The sequence below is a fragment of the Candidatus Kapaibacterium sp. genome, from assembly GCA_025059875.1.
GTDB lineage: Bacteria > Bacteroidota > Ignavibacteria > Kapaibacteriales > HRBIN21 > HRBIN21.
The window spans coordinates 42,674-62,266 of the sequence record JANXCT010000006.1; the positions used below are offsets into that span (position 1 = coordinate 42,674).

Genomic DNA, 19,593 nt, shown 5'->3' on the forward strand with positions numbered 1-19,593 from the left:
GCTACAACGGCCTGCTATAACTCATGCCACGTCGTAGAAAGCAACACACGCCTGATAAGCAGCAGATCATCGCCGCGTTTACAGAAATGGCGCGCCAGAAGCGCGTCGATCGGGACATCCTCCAAGGCATCCTCGAGGAGGTTCTACGCTATATGGTGCAGAAGAAGTACGGCCCCAACGCACAAGCGGAGATCATTGTCAACATGGACAAGGGTGACATCGAAATCTACGTTGTTCGCACCGTCGTTGAGACTGTGGAGGATCCCAGCACAGAGATCGCCTTAGAAGAACTTGAAGCCCGTGGTGAAGAGGGATACGAGGTCGGCGACGAGTACGTAGAGGAGATCCGGCTAGAGGACCTACCAGTAGTCTTTGGACGGCGAATTGTCGCCTGGGGTATGCAGCGCCTTGCACAGCGTATCCGAGAGGTTGAGCGTGAGAACATCTATACCGAGTACAGCTCCCGAGTTGGCGAAATCATCATCGGCGAAATCTACCAAGTCCGGCGCGGCGACGTCCTGGTGCTCCACGATAAAGTGGAGATGCGATTGCCACGGGAGGAGCAAATTCCGGGTGAACGCTACCGTAAGGGAGCAACCCTGCGCGCCCTCATTAAGGAGGTCCGTCCTACCGGTGGCCCTGGCGGGATGCCCGACATTATCCTCTCCCGCGCTGATGACCGCTTCTTCAAGCAGCTCTTCGAGCTTGAAATCCCTGAGGTATACGACGGCGTAGTAGAGATTAAGGCTGTCGCCCGTGAACCCGGAGAACGAGCAAAGGTTGCCGTTATCTCCCACGACGACCGTGTGGATCCTGTCGGTGCCTGTGTTGGTATGAAGGGCATCCGCATCCATGCCATCGTCCGGGAGCTTAACAATGAAAACATCGACGTCATCGAGTACTCTCCAGACCCTGCCACCTTCATTGCGCGGGCACTCCAGCCAGCTCGTGTCCTCAGCGTGGAAGTCCACCCCGAAACGCGGAGTGCCACTGTGGTGGTCCCCAACGACCAAGTAGCCTTAGCTGTTGGGCGCAACGGCCACAACGTACGTTTAGCTAGCAAGCTAACCGGATACGCTATCACCCTCGTCAAGGAAACTCCGGAAGACATCGAATTGTTTGAGTTCCGGGAAGAATTGGGCCGGGAGCTCTACGAACGCCTTATTGAAGCTGGCATTGATACTGCACGAGAGTTCTTGGAGGCTGACCCCGAGAAACTCCTACGTATACCAGGTATGACCAAGGACCTCCTCTTGGAACTCCGCCAGCTGATGCTTGAGGAGTTCGATGAGCAAGAGGATCCGGCCATACGGGAACGCATCCTAGCACTAGAGCTCTCCACCACCCTGGAAACTGTAGATAGCAGCCCCACTCTGGAGTCAGCATCCACAACCCCGACAGCATCAGAGGCTGCATCACTGGCTCCTCAGCGCCGCTCTATCCTGGAGGTAGAGGACGTCCGTGAGGTCTTCGCAGAAGAACAAAGCCGCGACTATGGCGGTGGACGGGACGAAGAAGGAGAAGATGAAGAAGAGCGCTACCGACTCTCCGACGAGCTGCCGTATAGCGATAGTGAAGACGAGCACACTGCATAGCAGTCGCTGCCCATGACGGAATTGCACGACATCCAGGCCCCTGTCAAGCTCTTTCGGATCGCCAAGCTGCTGGAAGTGAGCAAGGATACCATCGTGGAGTTCCTCCACTCCCGAGGATACCAGATTGCCAACAAGCCAACGGCAGAGCTGGATGAGCAGATGCTCCAGCTTGTGCTGGACAAGTTCCGAAAAGACCTAGCGAACGCGGAGAAGCGCCGAGAGAAGACGGAAAAAGTCCTGCGCCCTACGGAGCGCCAGCCAGTGAAGCGCTCGAGAACCGAGGTACCGGCCGCGGAGACCGTAGAAGCAGCTATTCCAGAAGAGCCCATCCTCCTAGAGGCCGTAACAGAAGAGGAACAGTCCCCTCTAAGTCCAGCCAAAGCCATACCCACCCCTGAAGGACCTTCCCCATTCTCCCTCCCAGAAGTGCTCGCAACTGAGCCCGAGCCTTCCACGGAAGTCCCCTCTGTTGTTCCTGAAGTGGCACCCAGTCAGGAACAGATTGGTATAGCGGAAGCTATCGCCTCCGAAGCTCCCACTGAAGAACCTGCCCAAACGCCCGTTGCAGAACAGCCGATTCCCGAGATTTCGACAGACCTTCCTCTCACCCAACCTTCAGAGCGCCGTCGTGAGGTCATCTCTGTAACCCCCGAGGGGACCATTAGCAGCTCCCCGACCACCACTGGTGGACTCCGAATCATCGGCAGGATAAGCTTACCAACGGAGGACCGGACACTCAGACGAGCCCGATCCAAAGGCAGAGCGACCTCCGCACCTACCCGCTCCCAAGTAGGAGAATCACCTCACCGGCCCACGAGGCAGCCAACGCAACCTGAGCGGCGCGAGGAGCAGCGCCCACGACCAGGTGCCCCAGGAAGTCCAAAGAAGGCCGAAAGAACGGCTCCCTCCATTCCTCTCCTACCTTCCCTTCCGGGGCCGCTATCTCCTCAGGCCCCGCCGAAACCTAAGAGTACCCAGCGCCGTAAGCTCACCCTTGGCGAAGAGACCGTCCCTAAGAGGCGCCGTCGGCGCATCTTGGAGGAGATTAGCCAAGAGGAGCTCGAGGAGGTCATTCGCCAAACCCTGATCGGTGCGGAAGAGACGGGCCTGCAGTTGCGGGCCCGTGTACGCCAGAAACGTCGGGCAGAACGCGAGGAGAAACGTCGGGAAGAAGAGGTCCGGCAGTCCCGGATCCTGTATACGACAGAGTTCCTCACCACAGCTGAGCTGGCTCAGCTCCTTGGGGTCCAGGCCTCGGAGATCATCAGCAAGTGCATGCAGCTAGGCCTCATGGTCACCATCAACCAGAGGCTCGACCGTGACACCATTACGCTGATTGCTGCTGACTACGGCTATGAGGTACACTTCCAAGACGTCGAGGAGGCAGGTGAGCTCGTGGATGAGCCCGATCCGCCAGAGAGCCTTCGTCCTCGACCACCAATTGTTACAGTCATGGGTCATGTAGACCATGGCAAGACCACTCTACTGGATTACATTCGCCAGACGAACGTCGTCGCCGGCGAGGCCGGTGGCATCACCCAGCACATCGGGGCATACCAAGTCACGCTTCCCGACGGACGACTCATCACCTTCCTCGATACTCCGGGACACGAGGCCTTCACTGCCATGCGTGCTCGTGGGGCCCAGGTGACCGACATCGTGGTCTTGGTCGTTGCTGCAGATGATGCTGTCATGCCCCAGACTGTGGAGGCTATCAACCACGCTCGCGCAGCAAATGTCCCGATCATTGTGGCGATTAACAAGATCGACAAACCCGAGGCAAATCCCGACAGAATCCGTCAGCAACTGGCCGAGCACGACATCCTGGTAGAAGAGTGGGGCGGGCGCTACCAGTCCGTGGAAATCTCCGCACTGACGGGCAAGAACGTGAACGTGTTGCTGGAGAAAATCCTCCTGGAAGCTGAGCTGCTGGACCTCCGTGCCAACCCCGACCGCCCTGCTCGCGGTACCATCATTGAAGCCCATCTCGATAAGGGCAAAGGCCCTGTAGCAACTGTCATCGTGCAGAACGGGACCCTACGGATCGGAGACGTCTTCGTAGCAGGACTCCAGTATGGGCGTGTACGTGCGCTCTACGATGAGCGGGGGAACCGCTGTGAAAGCGCTCCACCCTCCACCCCCATCCAGGTAGCAGGCTTCGACGGGCTTCCTGAAGTCGGCGATAAACTTGTCGTCGTTGACGACGAGCGCTTAGCGCGGCAGATCGCTTTGCGCCGCCAGCAGCTAAAGCGCCAGCAGTCTATGCAGCGCGCCCGTTCCATTACCTTGGGCGATCTCTCGCAGCGGATTTCCGAAGGGCATATCCGTGAACTCCGGCTTGTTCTGAAAGCTGATGTCATGGGTTCGGTCGAGGCTCTGACGAATGCCCTCCTTCGACTCTCAACCGACGAAGTCCGGGTCAATCTCCTCCATGCTGGGGTTGGGGCCATCACGGAGGCAGACGTCATGCTAGCAGCCGCGTCTGAAGCCGTTGTCATCGGCTTCCAAGTCCAGCCTACAGCCGCAGCCCGCAAAGTGGCTGAGGCCGAAGGGGTGGAGATCCGCACGTACCGCATCATCTACGAGTGCCTGGACGACGTCAAGCGAGCGTTGGAAGGGTTGCTCAGCCCAGAGGTCAAGGAGGAAATTCTCGGACATGCAGAAGTCCGGCAAGTCTTCCACATCAGCCGGATCGGGACCGTTGCCGGCTGCTATGTCACCGACGGAGTCATTCAGCGAAATGCCCGAGCCCGAATCCTCCGTGAAGGCTTGCCCATCCATACCGGTACAATTGAGTCCTTGAAGCGCTTCAAAGAGGACGTCCGAGAAGTTGCAGCCGGTTATGAGTGTGGGCTCATGGTCTCCGGCTTCGAAGACTTCCGCGAAGGGGACATCATAGAGACCTTCAGGCTAGTCGAGCAAAAGCGGAGCCTATCCGTCTAACCGACATCGCGGGAAGGAAGGAGGATGTCGATTAGGGCTGAGCGCGTTGGCAGCCTCCTACAGGAGGTTTTAAGCGAGCCGCTGCGCAAACTTGCCGGGGAGATCTCACCGAAACTCTTGCTAACGGTGGCCCGAGTGCAGATGAGCGGGGACCTGCGATATGCGACCGTGTATGTCAGCATCTACGGCGCTCCTATTCCACCAGAGCAGGTACTCCATCGCCTCCAGCAAGAGCAACGGAAGCTCCGAGGGTACATTGCTCAGCACACGCATCTGCGCTACATCCCAGAGCTCCGCTTCCGGCACGACACTTCTGCTGCTCATGCAGAACGCATCACCGAGCTCCTCAACCGACTCCGGCAGCAGGAGTCAGCACGGGAAGAGGAGAACAGAAACGATGGTGATGTCCAGAATTGAGGGACTCCCCTTCTTACGACGCTCCACGCTGGACCAACTCCCTGAATGGCTCTCCGTAGCTTGTTCCGTCGGAGCTTTCATCCTCTTAGACAAGCCTCGCTACTGGTCCTCGTTCGATACTGTGCGCTTCCTGCGCCGCCTCTTAGGGCTACGCCGCATTGGGCATGCCGGTACACTGGATCCTTTAGCAACTGGCCTCCTCATTCTGGGAATCGGGCGGGCAACGCGGCTACTCCCAACCTTCCAGCGTATGCCGAAGACTTACGTAACCCGGATGAAGCTAGGTGCTATCACTGCTACCGACGATGCCGAGGCTCCGGAGCAACCCATCTGCTCCGAGCTTACCGTGACCGAGGCAGAGTTCCGTCAGCTCCTGGAACGCTTCCGAGGCACTATCGAGCAAGTACCCCCGCAGTACTCCGCCGTACACCACGGCGGGAAGCGACTCTACGAATTAGCTCGCGCCGGTATCTCTGTCTCTCCTCTCCCACGCACTGTCCACATCGCCGAACTGGAGCTCACGCGGTGGGAACCGCCCTTTGCGGAGCTCTTCACCGTCTGCTCAACAGGCACCTATGTCCGAGCACTCGTCCGGGACCTTGGGGCAGCGGCAGGGTGTGGCGCGTATGTCGTAGAGCTACGCCGATTGGCAATCGGCCCCTACCACGTTGACGATGCAGTGTCACCAGACGAACTCTCACAGGCGATTGCTCAACAGCATGCGCGTCTACACCCACTGGTCTGACGTCCCCAAACATTCCCAAGGACGGCTTGCAACCGTTGGGACCTTCGACGGGGTCCACCGTGGGCATCAAGCCTTGCTGGAGTACCTCTGCCGAAGGGCACAGGAGCTGGCTCTCACAGCGTGTGTCGTGACTTTTGAGCCCCATCCCCAAATGGTCTTAGGCAGGCGGCCCCCGATTGGCATTCTCACGCCACTTCCAGCCAAACTGGAGCACTTTCGGCAAATTGGAATTGCCGAGGTCGTTGTAGCTCCCTTCACAACAGAGCTGGCCCGTACATCGGCGGAGGAGTTCGTCCATCACTACCTCCTGGGAATCCTTGGCATACGGGGCATTGTGGTCGGACACGACCACATGTTTGGACACGAGCGCCGTGGTAACCTAGAACTCCTTCAGCAGCTGGGACAGGCACTTGGGTTCATCGTAGAGCATTTCCCGCCCTTCATCGTCGACGGCATCACCGTCAGCAGCAGCACAATCCGACGCGCCCTACAGCAGGGGGACGTAGAGACGGCAGCGAAGCTCCTAGGATACCCGTACACCGTCTGCGGCACCGTCGTCCGAGGGGATGGGCGTGGACGCCGTTTGGGCTTTCCTACGGCCAATCTCCAAGTAGAGGCCCCAGAGCAGCTTCTACCTGCCCACGGGGTCTACATTGCCACTACGCAGATCGCTGGCAGGCCTTATGCAGGCCTTGTGAGTTACGGGGTCCGTCCCACCTTTGGCAACGACCTCCCACCACAGTTAGAGCTCTACGTGCTGGATTTCTCTGGCTCCCTGTACAATCAGCGGCTTTGTGTTTCGTTTTGGGCCCGTGTACGAGCAGAGCTCCCCTTCCCCACACCCGAAGCACTGCAGGAGCAGATGGAGCGGGACGAGGCCTACTGCCGTACATGGATTGCCGAACATCGCCTCTTGGAGCAAAGTCCCACAGTCGTGAGTCAGCCTATCCATGGTGACCAAGGAACGGAAAGCTGAGCTCATCCAACAGTTCGGTGGCAGTCCAACGAACACGGGTGCTGTGGAAGTCCAGGTAGCACTGCTGACGGAACGCATCCGGAATCTTACCGAGCACCTGGAAAAGCACAAAAAGGACCACCACAGCCGCCGTGGGCTTATCCTGATGGTCAGCAAGCGGCGTCGCCTACTGCGCTACCTTGCACGTACTGACTGGGAGCGGTATCAGCGGCTCTTACAGGCACTCGAACTACGGAAGTAAGTCCCACTCGCCCAGAATGGACACATTGCTGCCATGGAAGTGGAACTCCCAAGGAACCTGGCTGAGGCTATTGCAGAGGACACCGATGACATCCAAGTGACAACTGCCGAAGACGGCTCCGTCCGAGTCAGCACCACCATCAACGGCCGCCCCTACGAGATAGAGACTGGGCTCTACGCCTCACAGGCTGATGCTGCTGTTATGGTCCGGCATGGGGACACGATGGTGCTGGTAACGGTCTGCAGCGCTGACCAGCCTCTGTCGGCTGTTGATTTCCTACCGCTGACGGTGGACTACCGAGAGAAATCCTCCGCTGCAGGCAAGATCCCAGGAAGCTTCCATCGCCGCGAAGGGCGGCCGACCGACAAGGAAATCCTCTCAGCCCGCCTCATTGACCGCTCCTGCCGCCCTCTCTTCCCAAAGCAGTGGCGCTACGAGACCCAAATCATGGCTACGGTCTTCTCGTACGACCGGGAGATCGATGGCGATACGCTTGGGGCAACAGGGGCATCAGCAGCTCTACTGCTCTCCTCTATTCCTTTTGCCGGCCCTATCTCGCAGGTCCGCATCGGGCGGGTGGACGGGGAATTCATCGTTAACCCCACCCTGAGCCAACTGGAGGCCTCTGACATGGACATCGTCGTTGCTGGCACCGATAGCTCGATTGTGATGGTCGAAGGTAGTGCCAAGGAGATCTCTGAAGCAGACTTCATAGCAGCCCTGGAAGCTGCCCAAGAGCCTATTCGCCGGTTGAATGCATTACAGCGCCGATTAGCTACTCTGCGAGGACAACCGAAGCGTGAGCTCCCTCCTGAGCTCATCCCAGAAGAGCTTCGAAGTTTCATTGCCGGACTTGTGGAATCAGAGATCCAAAGCTTCATTCGCCAAACCACAACGAAGGAGCAGCGCTCCGCGTGGCGGAAGGAATTGCGGGAGCGCATCCTGACAGCAGTTGCCGAAGTCGCTGCGGCTGACCATCCGGAGTGGCAGTCGCTTCCGTTGGAACCCCTCGTCAATGCGGTACTCACGGAGCTCGAACGCCACGAAGTACGGCAGATGATCCTCACCGAGGGACGCCGCCTGGATGGCCGTACCCCGAACCAGATCCGTCCTATCCTCTGCCGGGCTGGGGTCCTCCCTAGAACACACGGCTCTGCCTTCTTCATGCGGGGGGAGACCCAGAGCTTAGCCAGCGTGACCTTAGGCACCAAAGGGGACGAACTCATCATCGATGGGCTGCTACCGACGTATACGCGCCGCTTCATGTTCCACTACAACTTCCCACCCTACAGCACTGGTGAGATCCGGCGTCCTGGTCCTCCATCGCGTCGCGAGGTAGGGCATGGCAACTTAGCTGAGCGGGCGTTGGAACCCTTGCTGCCCTCGGAAGAGCAGTTTCCCTACACCATACGGGTGGTCTCCGACATCCTCTCCTCCAACGGCTCCTCCTCCATGGCTAGCGTCTGCGCTGGTAGCTTAGCGCTCTTCGATGCTGGGGTCCCGATGAAGCGAGCTGCCGCTGGCATCGCCATGGGGCTCATCGTTGAAGGAGACCGAGTTGCGATCCTCTCCGACATCTTGGGCGATGAAGACCATCTGGGCGACATGGACTTCAAAGTTGCCGGCACCGCTGTCGGCATCACCTCGTGCCAGATGGACATTAAGATCGAGGGCCTCTCGCTGGAGCTTATGGTCCGGGCTCTGGAACAGGCCCGTCAAGCCCGGTTGGAGATCCTGGAGATCATGAACCGGGAGCTTCCCCAACCTCGCCCGCAGCTCTCCCCATATGCTCCGCGGCTGATGATGCTTACCATCCCTGTAGAGACAATCGGGCTCGTCATCGGTCCTGGTGGGGAGACCATCCGGCGGATCGTGCAAGAGACTGGAGCAGAAATCAACATTGAGCAGGACGGGCGCGTCATCATCGCTGCCCCGTCAGAGGAAGCGCTGCAGAAAGCAGCTGCTTACATCCAGGGGCTGACGCAACAGCCGGAAGTTGGTCAAGTCTACTCCGGCATCGTCCGGGAAATCCGTGAGGGCCTGGGGGCGATTGTAGAGTTCCTCCCACGCCGACTGGGACTACTCCACATCTCGCAGATCGACTACCGCCCCTTCAACACCATCTCGGAAGTGCTCAAAGTCGGTGATGTAATCGACGTGAAGCTCATCGAGATCCAGCCAGACGGGAAGTTCCGGCTGAGCCGTAAAGCCTTACTTCCTCCTCAGCAACACCACGGACGTGGTAGACCTGAACAGCCAAGGCGGAGTAACGGCGGTGAACGGCGCCACGGCGGCAGTCCGCCCCACGGCCGACCGCGATTCTGAGAGACTACGCCACACTCTGGAGCCGCTGCTCTACAATCTGCTGCACTTCGTATGCGAAGGTGGTTGTACTGAGGGGCTTGACGATGTAGGCGTCGAACCCCTGCTGAAGGTAACGCTGCCGGTCGCTCTCTTGGGTCAACCCCGTGACAGCAATAACAGGAATATCCCACCCATTCGGCAAGGAGCGCACAGCCTTGACGATCTCCACTCCATGCCCGTCGGGCAAAATGAGATCGCTGAGCACGACTACCGGTCTGTGCTGCGCTAACCACTGTAAGGCTTCCCCGATTCGACCGAATGCGACAACAAGGAAGCCAGCCTTCGTCAGCAGGACCTCAATGAGCTTCCGTGTCGGAGGGCTATCCTCAACGACGCAGGCTAGTGGAGGCTGTCCCATCCTCCGGTAGCCCACTATTCTACAACGATGATCTCAACACGCCGATTCCGGAGTCGCCCTTCCGGAGTCCGGTTATCGGCGATCGGCTGGCGCGCCCCGACACCCGATGCCAGCAGCCGGGAGCGGCTAATACCGCGACGTGCTAGGTACTCCACCACCTGTTGGGCCCGTTGTTCTGAGATCCTCTGCGTCTCCTCCAAGGAGCCGCCGAACTCTTCCGTATGGCCGACGATGCGCACTTCAGCCTGAGGTCGTGCGCGGAGGTAGTCTACCAGTGCATCTAAGTAGCGCTGCAGCTCTGCCGTAAGCCCAGTAGCTGTTGGGCTTGGGTAGCTGAAGCGTTGGACTCGATTCGGGACGATTGTGACCGGCTGGGCCGGACGGGGTGGTGCCGCTTCGGGAGCAGGCTCCACGGATGGCCTCTCAGGGCCGGGGAGGAACTCTCCCTCCAGTTCTTCCTCAGGTGTTGACCCCGGAAGTTCCACTCCCGGCTCTACTGGCACTCGAGCAGCAATGAACGGCACCGCTGTATCAAGCGGTAGTACGCGCTCCTGTATGCGCTCCCAACCGAGCTTAAAGCTCACCCCGGCTCGTATGGCCACAGGGGTCCACGTAGACCCCCATGTCCGCTGCAGCGGCAGCCCTGTCTGGAAGAGGACCACTGGGGTAACGTAGTTCCGCAAGTTCTCCCCGAAGAGCGCCACAAAGATGTCCAATCCCACGCCGACGTGGACACCCAACCACAGCGGCAGGGGCTGCTCATCAAAGAGCCGCCACTCCTCAATCCGCTCCACGTTCTGGAGCGACTGCCGCACCCGCTCCCTCGCGCTCCAGAGGAAGCGTGCATCAGTTCCAACGATGAAATGCAAACCCTCCCAGAAGGTCCCCCGCCACCATCCCGGCGCATAGCGGGCAGAAGCAGAAAGCAGGAGAGAGCGTACTTGAAGCTCTAGCTCATACTGCTGTCTCACGCCACTAGCTACTGGCTCAAATTGCGCACTCCCTCGCCATACCTCCCACGGCAAGAGGAGGAGCGATGCCCCCCACCGCTCCCCTGGCGGATTCCACTCGCCTTGAATCCAGAAGCCCGTTCCAGCTCCTAACCCCCGGCGGAACTCCAGGAGCCCGCGATGTGGAGCATCGGGTACCCGCGGCAGATTCAATCGCCCGAGGTACCCAATCCCAACAGTGCCAATCCCTACCCCAATCCACCACTCCCCCGGACGTCGCTCTCGCACGAGGGTGTCTCCGCTTGGCAGCAGCCACCGCTCGGCAACAGTCCACTCTGGGGCTTGCGCCCAGAGGGTCAGAACGCTCAGTCCGATGAGTCCCCAGCGCCACATCAGTGGACCAACTGTGCTTTGATGATTGCCCGAGAGAGCTCCACTGAGGGGTCATCTACTGGGTAGGCAATGAGCACGATGTCGTAGAGACCTTGTGAAGCATACGCCGGGGTCTGCCACTCCAGCGTATAGCTCCCCCGCTCCATCTCCTGCCGCTCCATGAGTCGAGCCACCACTCCACCCCTGACGTCGTACACCGTGATACTCAGCAGGACGCGGTCCTCCAGGCGGTAGCGGATAGTGGTCGCGTTAGAGAACGGGTTTGGGTCCGCTTGGGCAAAGCTGATGACTGCGTGCGGGATGGTTGCGCATGCCCGCCCGTGGTAGCGGAGCACTCCGTGGAAGTCTGTGCTCCATAGGTCGTAGCAGTACTCCTCACCCCGCTGCTTCGCAGCGTCGGAGTCTACGTAGAGGTAGCTACGTCCCGTGTCACTGGTCCCCAGACCACGCAAGAGAGGGACGCGCTGCCAGTCAGCAACGAGGGCGGAGTCTACAAGCTCCGTCGTGTTGAAGGGACGCCACCAGCGCACCAACACGAAGCCGCGGTTGAAGGCCTCGCTCTGTGTCTGCCAACTCAAGCGCACCTTGCGGTCGCCAATGTACTCAGCCCGGAAATCCCTCACCACATGGGCGGGAACGCGCATCGGTTGGAGGCGATACTCGACCCGGGTCCCCAGTTCCACGTTGTCGTTTGCCCGCACCCACGGTAGGACCTCATCCCGCTGCTTGTATGCAAATGCTTGGTAGTAGGCCAGCGGCTGAGCCCATTCCAGAGTGTGCGGGACGGGCGTACCGTTCGTGGAGAACACCTGGAGCCGGGCTATTCGCATCAGGGTATCCCAAGGGATGAGCTGAGAGGCCTCAAAGCTCTCCGGTCCGTAGACCGTCACTCCCAACCGCGGGCGCGTCCATGCCGTCGCGCCCGGCACTGGCTGCTGGAGCACGAACGGCTCTATCCGGTAGAACGTTGTGTCAACGGAGCTACTCCCTGGGACGACCCGTACCCGAAGCTGTGGCCACGGAGCCGTATCGGGAAGAACGAATGTCAGCGTCGCATTCGCCCATCGCTCCCACTGCAGCGTACGGCGCTGAAGGAACACGTCTACCTCCAACGTATCGGGTACCACTTGAGGGCGCACCACAGCCGTTACTACTGTCCCAGCGGACTGCGCCCATGCTGCCACAGCGCTGAGCAGCAGAAGAGCCCACCGGAAGCCATGCCTGCACTGCATCAGCGCACCACGACCGTGTTCCGATCCCGATTGTTCCAGCCTACGTTGAAGTCGCGGGTTGTCACGATGCCGCTCAAGTCCGTATCAGCATTAACGTAACCTTCCGCATGCTGCCAGAGCTGTAGCAGCTGAAGGTCCTCTGCATCTACTCGCCCGTCGCCATTGACGTCCCCACTAATCATTGCCCAGACTGTGCGCCCGTTGTACCGCAGCGCCCGCAACGCCCCAGCCCCGCCCAAGATGCGCGATGGGTCCTCAGTCATTGCCAGTACTTGCTGCTGCGTCTCCGGTGCAATCTCCACTGGCTCCGCCGTAATGATGGCGAGATGGTTGCGGTGGTGGATCGCTACGTAGTACGCTCCGCTCTCTATCCCAGGGAGCGTGATGGGGCTCTTGCCGTCCAGGTCAACGACTCTACCATCACGCCGAACGAAAGCTGTTCGGTAGTAGCGTGCCCCGCCGGTCAGCAGCGTCCGCAACTCCACCACTACCCAGTCTACCACGGAATCCGGCAGAGGGCTGACGCGGATGTACGGCCGCATGGGGTCCAAGTTGTAGGGGTAGATGTCCGGCGGCGTCTCTGGCAGCCAGCCGCGCTGGCGGAGGTCGTCTACCATCGAGCCATTCCGATAGGGCCCCTCCAGGATGGCCGCAACCTGGAGGCGCAGGTTTCGGGCATTGTCGCGGAGCCCAATGGCGAAATCTCCCCCGCCGTAGACCCCGTCAGCATAGGCATAAGCCCAGCTGGCAGCGGTATCGAGCTGCGGCGGGACTGAGCGCCCTGCAGCAAACCATCCGTCTCGTGTCCAGCGATGCAAGATGAGCGCCGGCAGCGGCAGACCCCGCGTCTCGTCCCGGTTCGGATCCCCGGGCAGGTGTCGCCAGCCGTAACCGACGCGCCAGTTCAGACCCTGTGACACCGTCTGTCCAGCAGCATCTTGAGCTGTTATCTGAAGCACCCGCCACACCTTCTGCTGGCTCTGCGGATGCCACGGCTGTGTCTGCGGCAGGACCCGAATCTGGACCTGAGCGACTGAACCCCACCCCTGGTCCGTACGGACATACGTGTACGGGTTGTTGAAGACGACAGGCTCACCGTCCGTTCGGAGCCGCGTTCGCCGTATCGTACCGATGATCTCAGCATCTGGGTGGAGGAAGACCGGATCCTTCCGCTCCGCAGTGTACGTCAAGACATACCGGTGTGCCGTATCTAGCTCAGTCCAGAGTGGCGCCTGCAGCACCAGGCTATCATTGACAGTTACGGATGACTGCAGCACCACACCGCTGTCGTTCTCCACATAGAGCGCCCGAAGACTGAGGCTATCGTGCGGCAGTTCTGGACCGCTGAAGATTCGTCCCCGACCGACGTACCGCACAGCAATGTCCCGCCCAAAGATCGGCGCAGCTGCTAGTTCTCCTTCAGCCGTGCGTACGATCGTCGCTGAATCTGCCAATCGGAAGTTATCAGCTGCACTATTCCGTAGCAGACCTCGCTTCAGCTCCAGCACCGTAGAGACCGTAAAACCACCGCCACGGCGCACATTGGCACCGGCAGGGTTGTCCAGCTCTAGCTCCCGGAAGAGCCCCCGCCCCCATAGATCCTGTGCCTGCTGCCCCTGGAGGACGATCCGCCCGTAGAGGTGTGCTGGGTTGATGATTCCTCGATGCACCGTCTCCCCACAGCTCAAGATCAGCGCCCGCTGGAGTTGCCGGAAGACCGTGCCGGAGTCCGTCTCGAACCGGCGTAGCGCAACGAGCGGCCGGGTCGTATCCAGGAGCATCTTCTGCGTTCGCCCGGTGAAGCGTACATCCTCGTAGACCTTGTGCGGTATGTACTGGTTGACTCCGTCCCGGTCCCAGGCGAAGACAACGGTGCCCCCTAGTGTGTCCTGCCGCACTCTGGCGTTGCCCTTGATGACAATCGTGCCACGATTGTAAATCACCCCCTCGCTCTGCAACTGTCCCAGGAGCTCAGCCGCCGAAAGCGCCAGGGCTATTGTCATCCAGAGCACAGAACGCCACGCCGCCATCGTCCCCACTCGTTGCTCTACCGGTGCGCTGCAGCCGTCCGGAAAGCCTCAGGGGCTCCCTGCTCGTGAACCCTCTTGCTACGCGGTCCTGCTGCAGGGAGCCCCCCGGCTCAAGCACCCCGTCGTTACTGACCCACCTCAATCGTACCGAAGTTGTGGATTGTCGCACCCACATCGTTCGTCAAACCGCCTGGGATTTGGAGCGTCACCTCATTCCCGTCCGTTGCGTAGACCACCAAGCCGGCATCTATCGGCTGGTTCCCTATGTCTGGCGTGCCGGAAGAGATTGTGGCTTGCCCAGCACGGTAGTTGACCAGCACACCCGGCGGCGTGGCCGAGCTATTCAACGAGAAGGTCCGAGACCCCGAGGTAGACCCGAACAGCAACGCACTGTTGAGTTGGTTGCCAATCGTTATCCTCGCCGCAAGCTGCGTGGGATAGGCTTCTGCAACGCTGTAGTTGTCAATTGCACGAACGTAGCCGACGTGGACCGTGAAGCCGTTGATCACGACCTCATCTGTTGGCGAGGGCTCTTGTCCCTCATCCCACGTTGCCGGGTTCGACCAGCGACCACTTCGGATTGCATAGAATACCGTGGGGCCACCGCGGAGCAGCAGGTCGTTCCCAGAAGCAATCCGGTCGAAGCCGTTCGGTAAGGCGCCCGTTGTTCCCCGGATGCCTACCAGCTGTATGTATCCCAAATCGGACCCTGAGGCAGCCTGCCGAGTGTAGGCGTTTCCTGTAGATACCTTCTCAACCGCCGAGCTCGATGCCTCGTAGAAGCGCAGGTTGCCCTGGTTTACGTTCGCCGCCCATGTATTCGGGATGTCGCTCTGCTTGTAGCCGACACGGAAGGTAGCTGTCCAGTCGTTGCTACCACTCCAGCTTACCGTCACCTTCCGATTGACGTCACGAGTGTTGTCGTACTGGTTCGGGTTCGTCTGTGGGAAGGCAGCGATCGTCATCGTCGAAGGCAGCGTACCAGCAGTAAAGGTTACCCGCGTCTCGGCATTGTTGAAGACATACGCCGTCCCACTCTGCGTTATAGCCCTCTGCATAGCTCCAACAATCTCGGAGTTAGCACCAGCGCCACTGTAGGTCACCGTAGCGTTGCCGTCCGTCATGATCCATGTCTGGCCAGCGGCAACCGTGATGTTTTCGCTCTGCACCGTGAGATTCCCGGACATGTAGACGCTACCACCTGTCTCAGTCTGCTTCGTGCCGCCAGCCGTCTCTATGTTACCGAAGGGCCTCGTATCGGCAGTGTACGGGATAACCTGCCCGTTCGCCGTTGCCGTGAACCGGAGCGTCGAGGCATCATCAAACGTCCAGTTGGTACGGGCGGCGAAGTTGTTCTGTAGGACTCCTGCGACGTCGAGGGTAGTACCGGCATCCAACTGGAGCTGGGCATCCGAAGAGTTCGCCAGTGAGAGCGTTGCTCCGCCCTGGATCGTCGCAGTCCCGCCAGCGACACGGAATAGACCTGCTGTGACATTCACATTCGCTGCATACGTCGCCGTTCCCGTAGTCCGCAGCTCAGCAAAGGTGCTCCCAGGAGTTGGGTCGTGGATCGTAATTGGACCATCTGCTGTCACGTCGTTGGCAAAGAGCTGGCCCCGCAGGAGCAGCGTCGTATTCGCTGCACTGGAGAAATTGCCCAGGAGACTGATAGACTGATTGTCTGCGATTGTCTTCGTGCTGGACCCCAAAGCGCATGACCACGAACCAGTGGCAATCGCCAAGTTGTTGTAACGGTTGACACTTCCTGCAACGGCCGTCTCAGGAAAGATCGTCTGATCTGACGTCCCGTCGTAGTAGAACGTCCCCGTATACGTGCGAGCACCGCTGCCAGAGACCACGTTGTAGGTCCCCGAGACATACACTCTGTCGGGGATCGCCTTCGCGCTCGCTCCCGCCATCTCCAAGTTGGTGTAGAACCGCGGCTGCACGTTCTGCTGCGTCAGCGGATTCGGGTTCGTGTACCGCATGTTGCCAGGCACTCGGAAGCCGCAAGCATGACCAAGTGCCGGAGCGTTGTTCTCGTTACCGCCTAGGTCTGTAAAGAGGTTGTTCGTCCCCTGGAACTCAAACCAACCGTTGTTGACAATGTCTGCCAGATTAAAGTTCCCATTCTGAAACTGCCCTGTGTTTGAGGTGAACCGGATTGTGGCCGTGGCGACAGCGTTGTTAATCCTCCCAGTGGACTGATTGATGAGGTTCCCTTTGACGACGAACGTGCCGTAGTTGTTCAGTACACCGGAATTGGTAAAGTCCTGTGCCACCGCGACTACCCCCGCCACTAGGGAGAGCAGCAGAGAGAGAACACCCTTCATGAGGACTCCCGACGAAAGGTTGGACAAACTCACCGTTGGTTGTCGTCTACGCTGCATTGCTCGCCGACTTTGTTAGTTCAACATGACACCGCTGTAGCGTACTGTTTCCAGCTACAAAATTCGGGCCCCGCAAGAGGTAGTAGTATCCGTAAAACTACGGAGGTCCCACCTCCACGGTGCCGGTGTTGTTGATCGTGCCGTGGTTCGTCAGATTACCCTGAACCTGCAGGCTCCCTGTCCCCCCACGGTCAACAGTCGCCCCAGAGTGGATGGTCATATTCTGCGTCACCTGCATGAGTGCCGTATCCTGGAGCTGGATGTTCCCGCTTTGGACCGTCACACTCCCCGCAACCCTGAGCGTTGCCCCGTCGTACGCTTGAATAGAAGCTGCACCCCCCTGCTGGAGCACATCCCCATTCACAACCACCATGACACCTTCCCGCAGCGTTACCTGGGCACCATTGTTCGTTAGCAACTGGGCCCTGCCGGTAAGGCAGAGCAGCACAAATCCCCCTACCAGCCCCAGCCACCCTATGCATCGCTGCCTACAGACCACACGCATCACTGCCCACACCTTTTACCAACAAACTGCCGGCCGGAAAACCAGCTGGTCCTACACCATCCACATTCCCCCAAAGCCGTATCCGATTGGTCTCGAGGCCATAGAGACCAACAGTTCGTCCACAGACTATCGTGCAAGCCACATCTGTCGCATCAGAGCCCCCTCCCACCACATTCCTGCAGCTCCTTGCCACTACTGCTCCTGGTCCCACCACCGCCATCACAGTCACCACCAACCAACCCCTCGAAGCTTCTGCGTGAGAACTCGCGAAGAGCCGTCGGGCAAACCCATGCCCGTCCCCAGCATCAATCCGATTGTGCAGCTCAGTTGTTGGATTGACTGTCACTTCGATACCCCCTCCCCTTCCTGCTCGCAAAACTCGGAGATTTCCGAGGATGCTGCTATCCGTAAAACTACGGAGGTCCTACCCCCACGGTCCAGTGCTGCTGACCGTGCTGGAGTCCGCTAGATTCCCTCGGACCTGCAGGCCTCCTGCACCTCCCGTTGGTTCAGCGCGGGGATCACACCCTGCACCACTTACCTACACGAATGCTATACCCCGGAGCAGAATGCCGCCATTCTGGGACTGCTACTCCCCAACAGCATTGCCCCTGGGAGTCTAGACACTAAGACAACAGCTGCTCTCTCCTCCAGAGCATACCCCCATTCCCAACTGCTACCCACCCTCTCCGCAGCGCGTCACTAGAGCATCGTTAGCAAGGGGGCTCTGCCCGAGAGGCAAATCAGTACGACCTACCCCCACCACCTCAAAATCCGTCTATCGCCGCCTGCAGAGCCCCCGCCTGCAGATTCCCTCACCAACAAGCTACCGAGGCAGGTCCTCAGAAAACCTCCGCTCTAGCAGTTGCTGCACAAGCTCCCGAAGTTGGCGGAGCTCTTCACGAGCTTGCTGGAGCTCCTGGCGTAGCACCATGTTCTCCTGCTCCAATTCCGTCAAGCGGTCTGCCAATGGGGATAGTGCGGCAGTCCCCTGCTGCTCTTCCAGCACATCTACTCTCTCCGCCAACGCCTTAATCCCCAACAGCGCCACCCCCGCCACGTCTGAGGCCGCCAACGACGTCCGCGCATCCGAGCTGTTCAACACCCCCGTCCCAAACGCCTCATGGAAGTCCTCCGCATACGGCCCGATGTGGTACTCGTCGGTCCCCTTGTAGTACCACCCCTCCACGGGCAACTGCCGAATCTTCGCCAACACCTCCTGCGGGTCCAACTTCACAAACCGGTCCTTCTTGTCCCGCGAGGAAGCGTTCGTCCACGTACCACCTGCCGACAAATACGCCCCGTTGCCGTTGGTGTTGTTGGTCCCCACGTGGATCGGATAGTCCCCGTCCAACCGGTTGATAACCAGGAAGCCAGAGGGATTGGCATTAGCTCCCGTACCACTCCCATCGCCGAAGAAGTACACTCGGTGGGTTTCCGTGACGGCGGGGTCGACATTCTGCCCATAGACCATCACGTAGTTCGCATTTGCCGTGTTCGAGGACCCTCCCACCACGACGCTATACTGACCACTAGCGACGTTAAACGAGCCCCCGCTAACGACACTGCCATAGCCAGTAGCAGAGTTCTGCTGGCCCCCACTGACGGTACTATAATCAGCGCTGGCGGTGTTCCAATAGCCTCCACTAACAGTGCTCGCTAAGGCGCTGGCAGTGTTATTCTGGCCACCACCAATAGTGCTAATATTGCCGCTGGCAACTTGAGTAGGCGCTGTGCGAACTACCTGCAAGTCTACTGCATAGAGGCCACGCTGATTTCCCCCTGCATCCCGTTGTAGGCTCCAGGCCGGCGCTATATTACCTGGCGGATTCAAAATCAATGAAGTTTGGCCGTTGACTCGCAGCTCTAACCGATTGTTGTCTAGCGTCCCGACAAATGCCGCCGCCCCCGCCCGCAGCCCAATGTTGCCCGCTACCTCCAACCGCTCAGCCGGATCCGTGGTCCCAATCCCAAGGAACCCATCACTCCCCCTCAGCCACATCCTTGACGTGAAACCACTCCCATCCCACGTCCGCCACAGGAACCCGGAGGATGCGGTGTTGTTGACAGCAAATCTCATAACAGTAGTAAACCCAGCGACTTCGATGTTCGTAATGTCAAAATTGGTAGCGTCCACATCTATAAACTTGTTGTACATGTTTGGTAGAAAATTGATCTCCACACCGCTGCCGTTGCTGTTGAAATTCAGTAGCGCCGGCGGACTTGATCCGAAACGACTTGTGCCTATCCAGATGGGGCCCCGGACGTCGAGGACTGTGAGCGGATCCGTGGTCCCGATGCCTACGTTCCCTGTGCTCGATATTCGCATCCTTTCGGTGTTGTTCGTCCTGAAGACCAACGGCTGATTGTCCGCCGTCCCCAAAAAATTCGTCGCCGGGTTTGTTCCACTGTTGCCGGTTAGACTCCAGGCGTTCCCGCTCACCAGAGAGCTGG

General features: G+C 59.4%; 14 protein-coding genes. 7 read left to right on the forward strand and 7 right to left on the reverse strand.

Annotated elements, in window-relative coordinates:
• Positions 1-23: 23 nt before the first annotated feature.
• Genes nusA through NZ960_07115 form a run of 7 tightly spaced genes read left to right on the forward strand, consistent with a single transcriptional unit; the run spans position 24 to position 9,242 of the window.
• The gene (gene nusA / locus NZ960_07085; protein MCS7177357.1) at positions 24-1,595 is read left to right on the forward strand and encodes a transcription termination factor NusA; all 1,572 of its coding nucleotides are present in this window, start codon (positions 24-26) and stop codon (positions 1,593-1,595) included.
• 12 nt (positions 1,596-1,607) lie between these two features.
• Positions 1,608-4,538 carry a translation initiation factor IF-2 gene (gene infB, locus NZ960_07090; GenBank protein MCS7177358.1) on the forward strand — a complete coding sequence of 977 codons (2,931 nt, stop codon included), beginning with the start codon at positions 1,608-1,610 and terminating at the stop codon, positions 4,536-4,538.
• Positions 4,539-4,562: 24 nt separating this feature from the next.
• A complete protein-coding gene (rbfA, locus tag NZ960_07095; GenBank protein MCS7177359.1) occupies positions 4,563-4,955 on the forward strand; it encodes a 30S ribosome-binding factor RbfA in 393 nt (130 codons plus the stop codon).
• Positions 4,942-5,700 carry a tRNA pseudouridine(55) synthase TruB gene (gene truB, locus NZ960_07100; protein ID MCS7177360.1) on the forward strand — a complete coding sequence of 253 codons (759 nt, stop codon included), beginning with the start codon at positions 4,942-4,944 and terminating at the stop codon, positions 5,698-5,700. The genes rbfA and truB overlap by 14 nt, the downstream gene beginning before the upstream one ends.
• Positions 5,675-6,676 carry a bifunctional riboflavin kinase/FAD synthetase gene (locus NZ960_07105; protein ID MCS7177361.1) on the forward strand — a complete coding sequence of 334 codons (1,002 nt, stop codon included), beginning with the start codon at positions 5,675-5,677 and terminating at the stop codon, positions 6,674-6,676. Before truB ends, NZ960_07105 begins: the two co-directional genes overlap by 26 nt.
• Positions 6,651-6,917: a 30S ribosomal protein S15 gene (gene rpsO, locus NZ960_07110; protein MCS7177362.1), complete on the forward strand. Its 267-nt coding sequence runs from the start codon at positions 6,651-6,653 to the stop codon at positions 6,915-6,917. Before NZ960_07105 ends, rpsO begins: the two co-directional genes overlap by 26 nt.
• 33 nt (positions 6,918-6,950) lie before the next feature.
• A complete protein-coding gene (locus tag NZ960_07115; GenBank protein ID MCS7177363.1) occupies positions 6,951-9,242 on the forward strand; it encodes a polyribonucleotide nucleotidyltransferase in 2,292 nt (763 codons plus the stop codon).
• 4 nt (positions 9,243-9,246) lie between these two features.
• Here the strand turns inward: NZ960_07115 and NZ960_07120 are convergent, their stop codons facing one another.
• The 7 genes from NZ960_07120 to NZ960_07150 all read right to left on the reverse strand — a co-directional run.
• Positions 9,247-9,639, reverse strand: a complete 393-nt coding sequence (locus NZ960_07120) for a response regulator (protein ID MCS7177364.1) — start codon at positions 9,637-9,639, stop codon at positions 9,247-9,249.
• Positions 9,640-9,653: 14 nt separating this feature from the next.
• Positions 9,654-10,982: an OmpA family protein gene (locus tag NZ960_07125; GenBank protein MCS7177365.1), complete on the reverse strand. Its 1,329-nt coding sequence runs from the start codon at positions 10,980-10,982 to the stop codon at positions 9,654-9,656.
• Positions 10,982-12,214 (reverse strand): hypothetical protein, encoded by a 1,233-nt coding sequence (locus NZ960_07130; GenBank protein ID MCS7177366.1) that lies wholly within the window; start codon positions 12,212-12,214, stop codon positions 10,982-10,984. Before NZ960_07130 ends, NZ960_07125 begins: the two co-directional genes overlap by 1 nt.
• On the reverse strand, positions 12,214-14,244 hold the full coding sequence (locus NZ960_07135) for a hypothetical protein (protein MCS7177367.1): 2,031 nt from the start codon (positions 14,242-14,244) through the stop codon (positions 12,214-12,216). The genes NZ960_07130 and NZ960_07135 overlap by 1 nt, the downstream gene beginning before the upstream one ends.
• Positions 14,245-14,369: 125 nt before the next feature.
• Complete coding sequence (locus NZ960_07140) at positions 14,370-16,577, reverse strand: hypothetical protein (protein MCS7177368.1); 2,208 nt, start codon at positions 16,575-16,577, stop codon at positions 14,370-14,372.
• A 154-nt stretch (positions 16,578-16,731) separates the two neighbouring features.
• A complete protein-coding gene (locus NZ960_07145) occupies positions 16,732-17,139 on the reverse strand; it encodes a hypothetical protein (GenBank protein ID MCS7177369.1) in 408 nt (135 codons plus the stop codon).
• Between the two features lie 826 nt (positions 17,140-17,965).
• Positions 17,966-19,593 (reverse strand): hypothetical protein (locus tag NZ960_07150; protein MCS7177370.1); only part of this gene is annotated, 1,628 nt, incomplete at its 5' end.

Coding starts and splice junctions, on each gene's coding strand:
- nusA (MCS7177357.1), top strand. CDS start 24: ATGCCACGTCGTAGAAAGCAACACACGCCTGATAAGCAGCAGATCATC.
- infB (MCS7177358.1), top strand. CDS start 1,608: ATGACGGAATTGCACGACATCCAGGCCCCTGTCAAGCTCTTTCGGATC.
- rbfA (MCS7177359.1), top strand. CDS start 4,563: ATGTCGATTAGGGCTGAGCGCGTTGGCAGCCTCCTACAGGAGGTTTTA.
- truB (MCS7177360.1), top strand. CDS start 4,942: ATGTCCAGAATTGAGGGACTCCCCTTCTTACGACGCTCCACGCTGGAC.
- NZ960_07105 (MCS7177361.1), top strand. CDS start 5,675: ATGCGCGTCTACACCCACTGGTCTGACGTCCCCAAACATTCCCAAGGA.
- rpsO (MCS7177362.1), top strand. CDS start 6,651: ATGGTGACCAAGGAACGGAAAGCTGAGCTCATCCAACAGTTCGGTGGC.
- NZ960_07115 (MCS7177363.1), top strand. CDS start 6,951: ATGGAAGTGGAACTCCCAAGGAACCTGGCTGAGGCTATTGCAGAGGAC.
- NZ960_07120 (MCS7177364.1), bottom strand. CDS start 9,639: ATGGGACAGCCTCCACTAGCCTGCGTCGTTGAGGATAGCCCTCCGACA.
- NZ960_07125 (MCS7177365.1), bottom strand. CDS start 10,982: ATGTGGCGCTGGGGACTCATCGGACTGAGCGTTCTGACCCTCTGGGCG.
- NZ960_07130 (MCS7177366.1), bottom strand. CDS start 12,214: ATGCAGTGCAGGCATGGCTTCCGGTGGGCTCTTCTGCTGCTCAGCGCT.
- NZ960_07135 (MCS7177367.1), bottom strand. CDS start 14,244: ATGGCGGCGTGGCGTTCTGTGCTCTGGATGACAATAGCCCTGGCGCTT.
- NZ960_07140 (MCS7177368.1), bottom strand. CDS start 16,577: ATGAAGGGTGTTCTCTCTCTGCTGCTCTCCCTAGTGGCGGGGGTAGTC.
- NZ960_07145 (MCS7177369.1), bottom strand. CDS start 17,139: ATGCGTGTGGTCTGTAGGCAGCGATGCATAGGGTGGCTGGGGCTGGTA.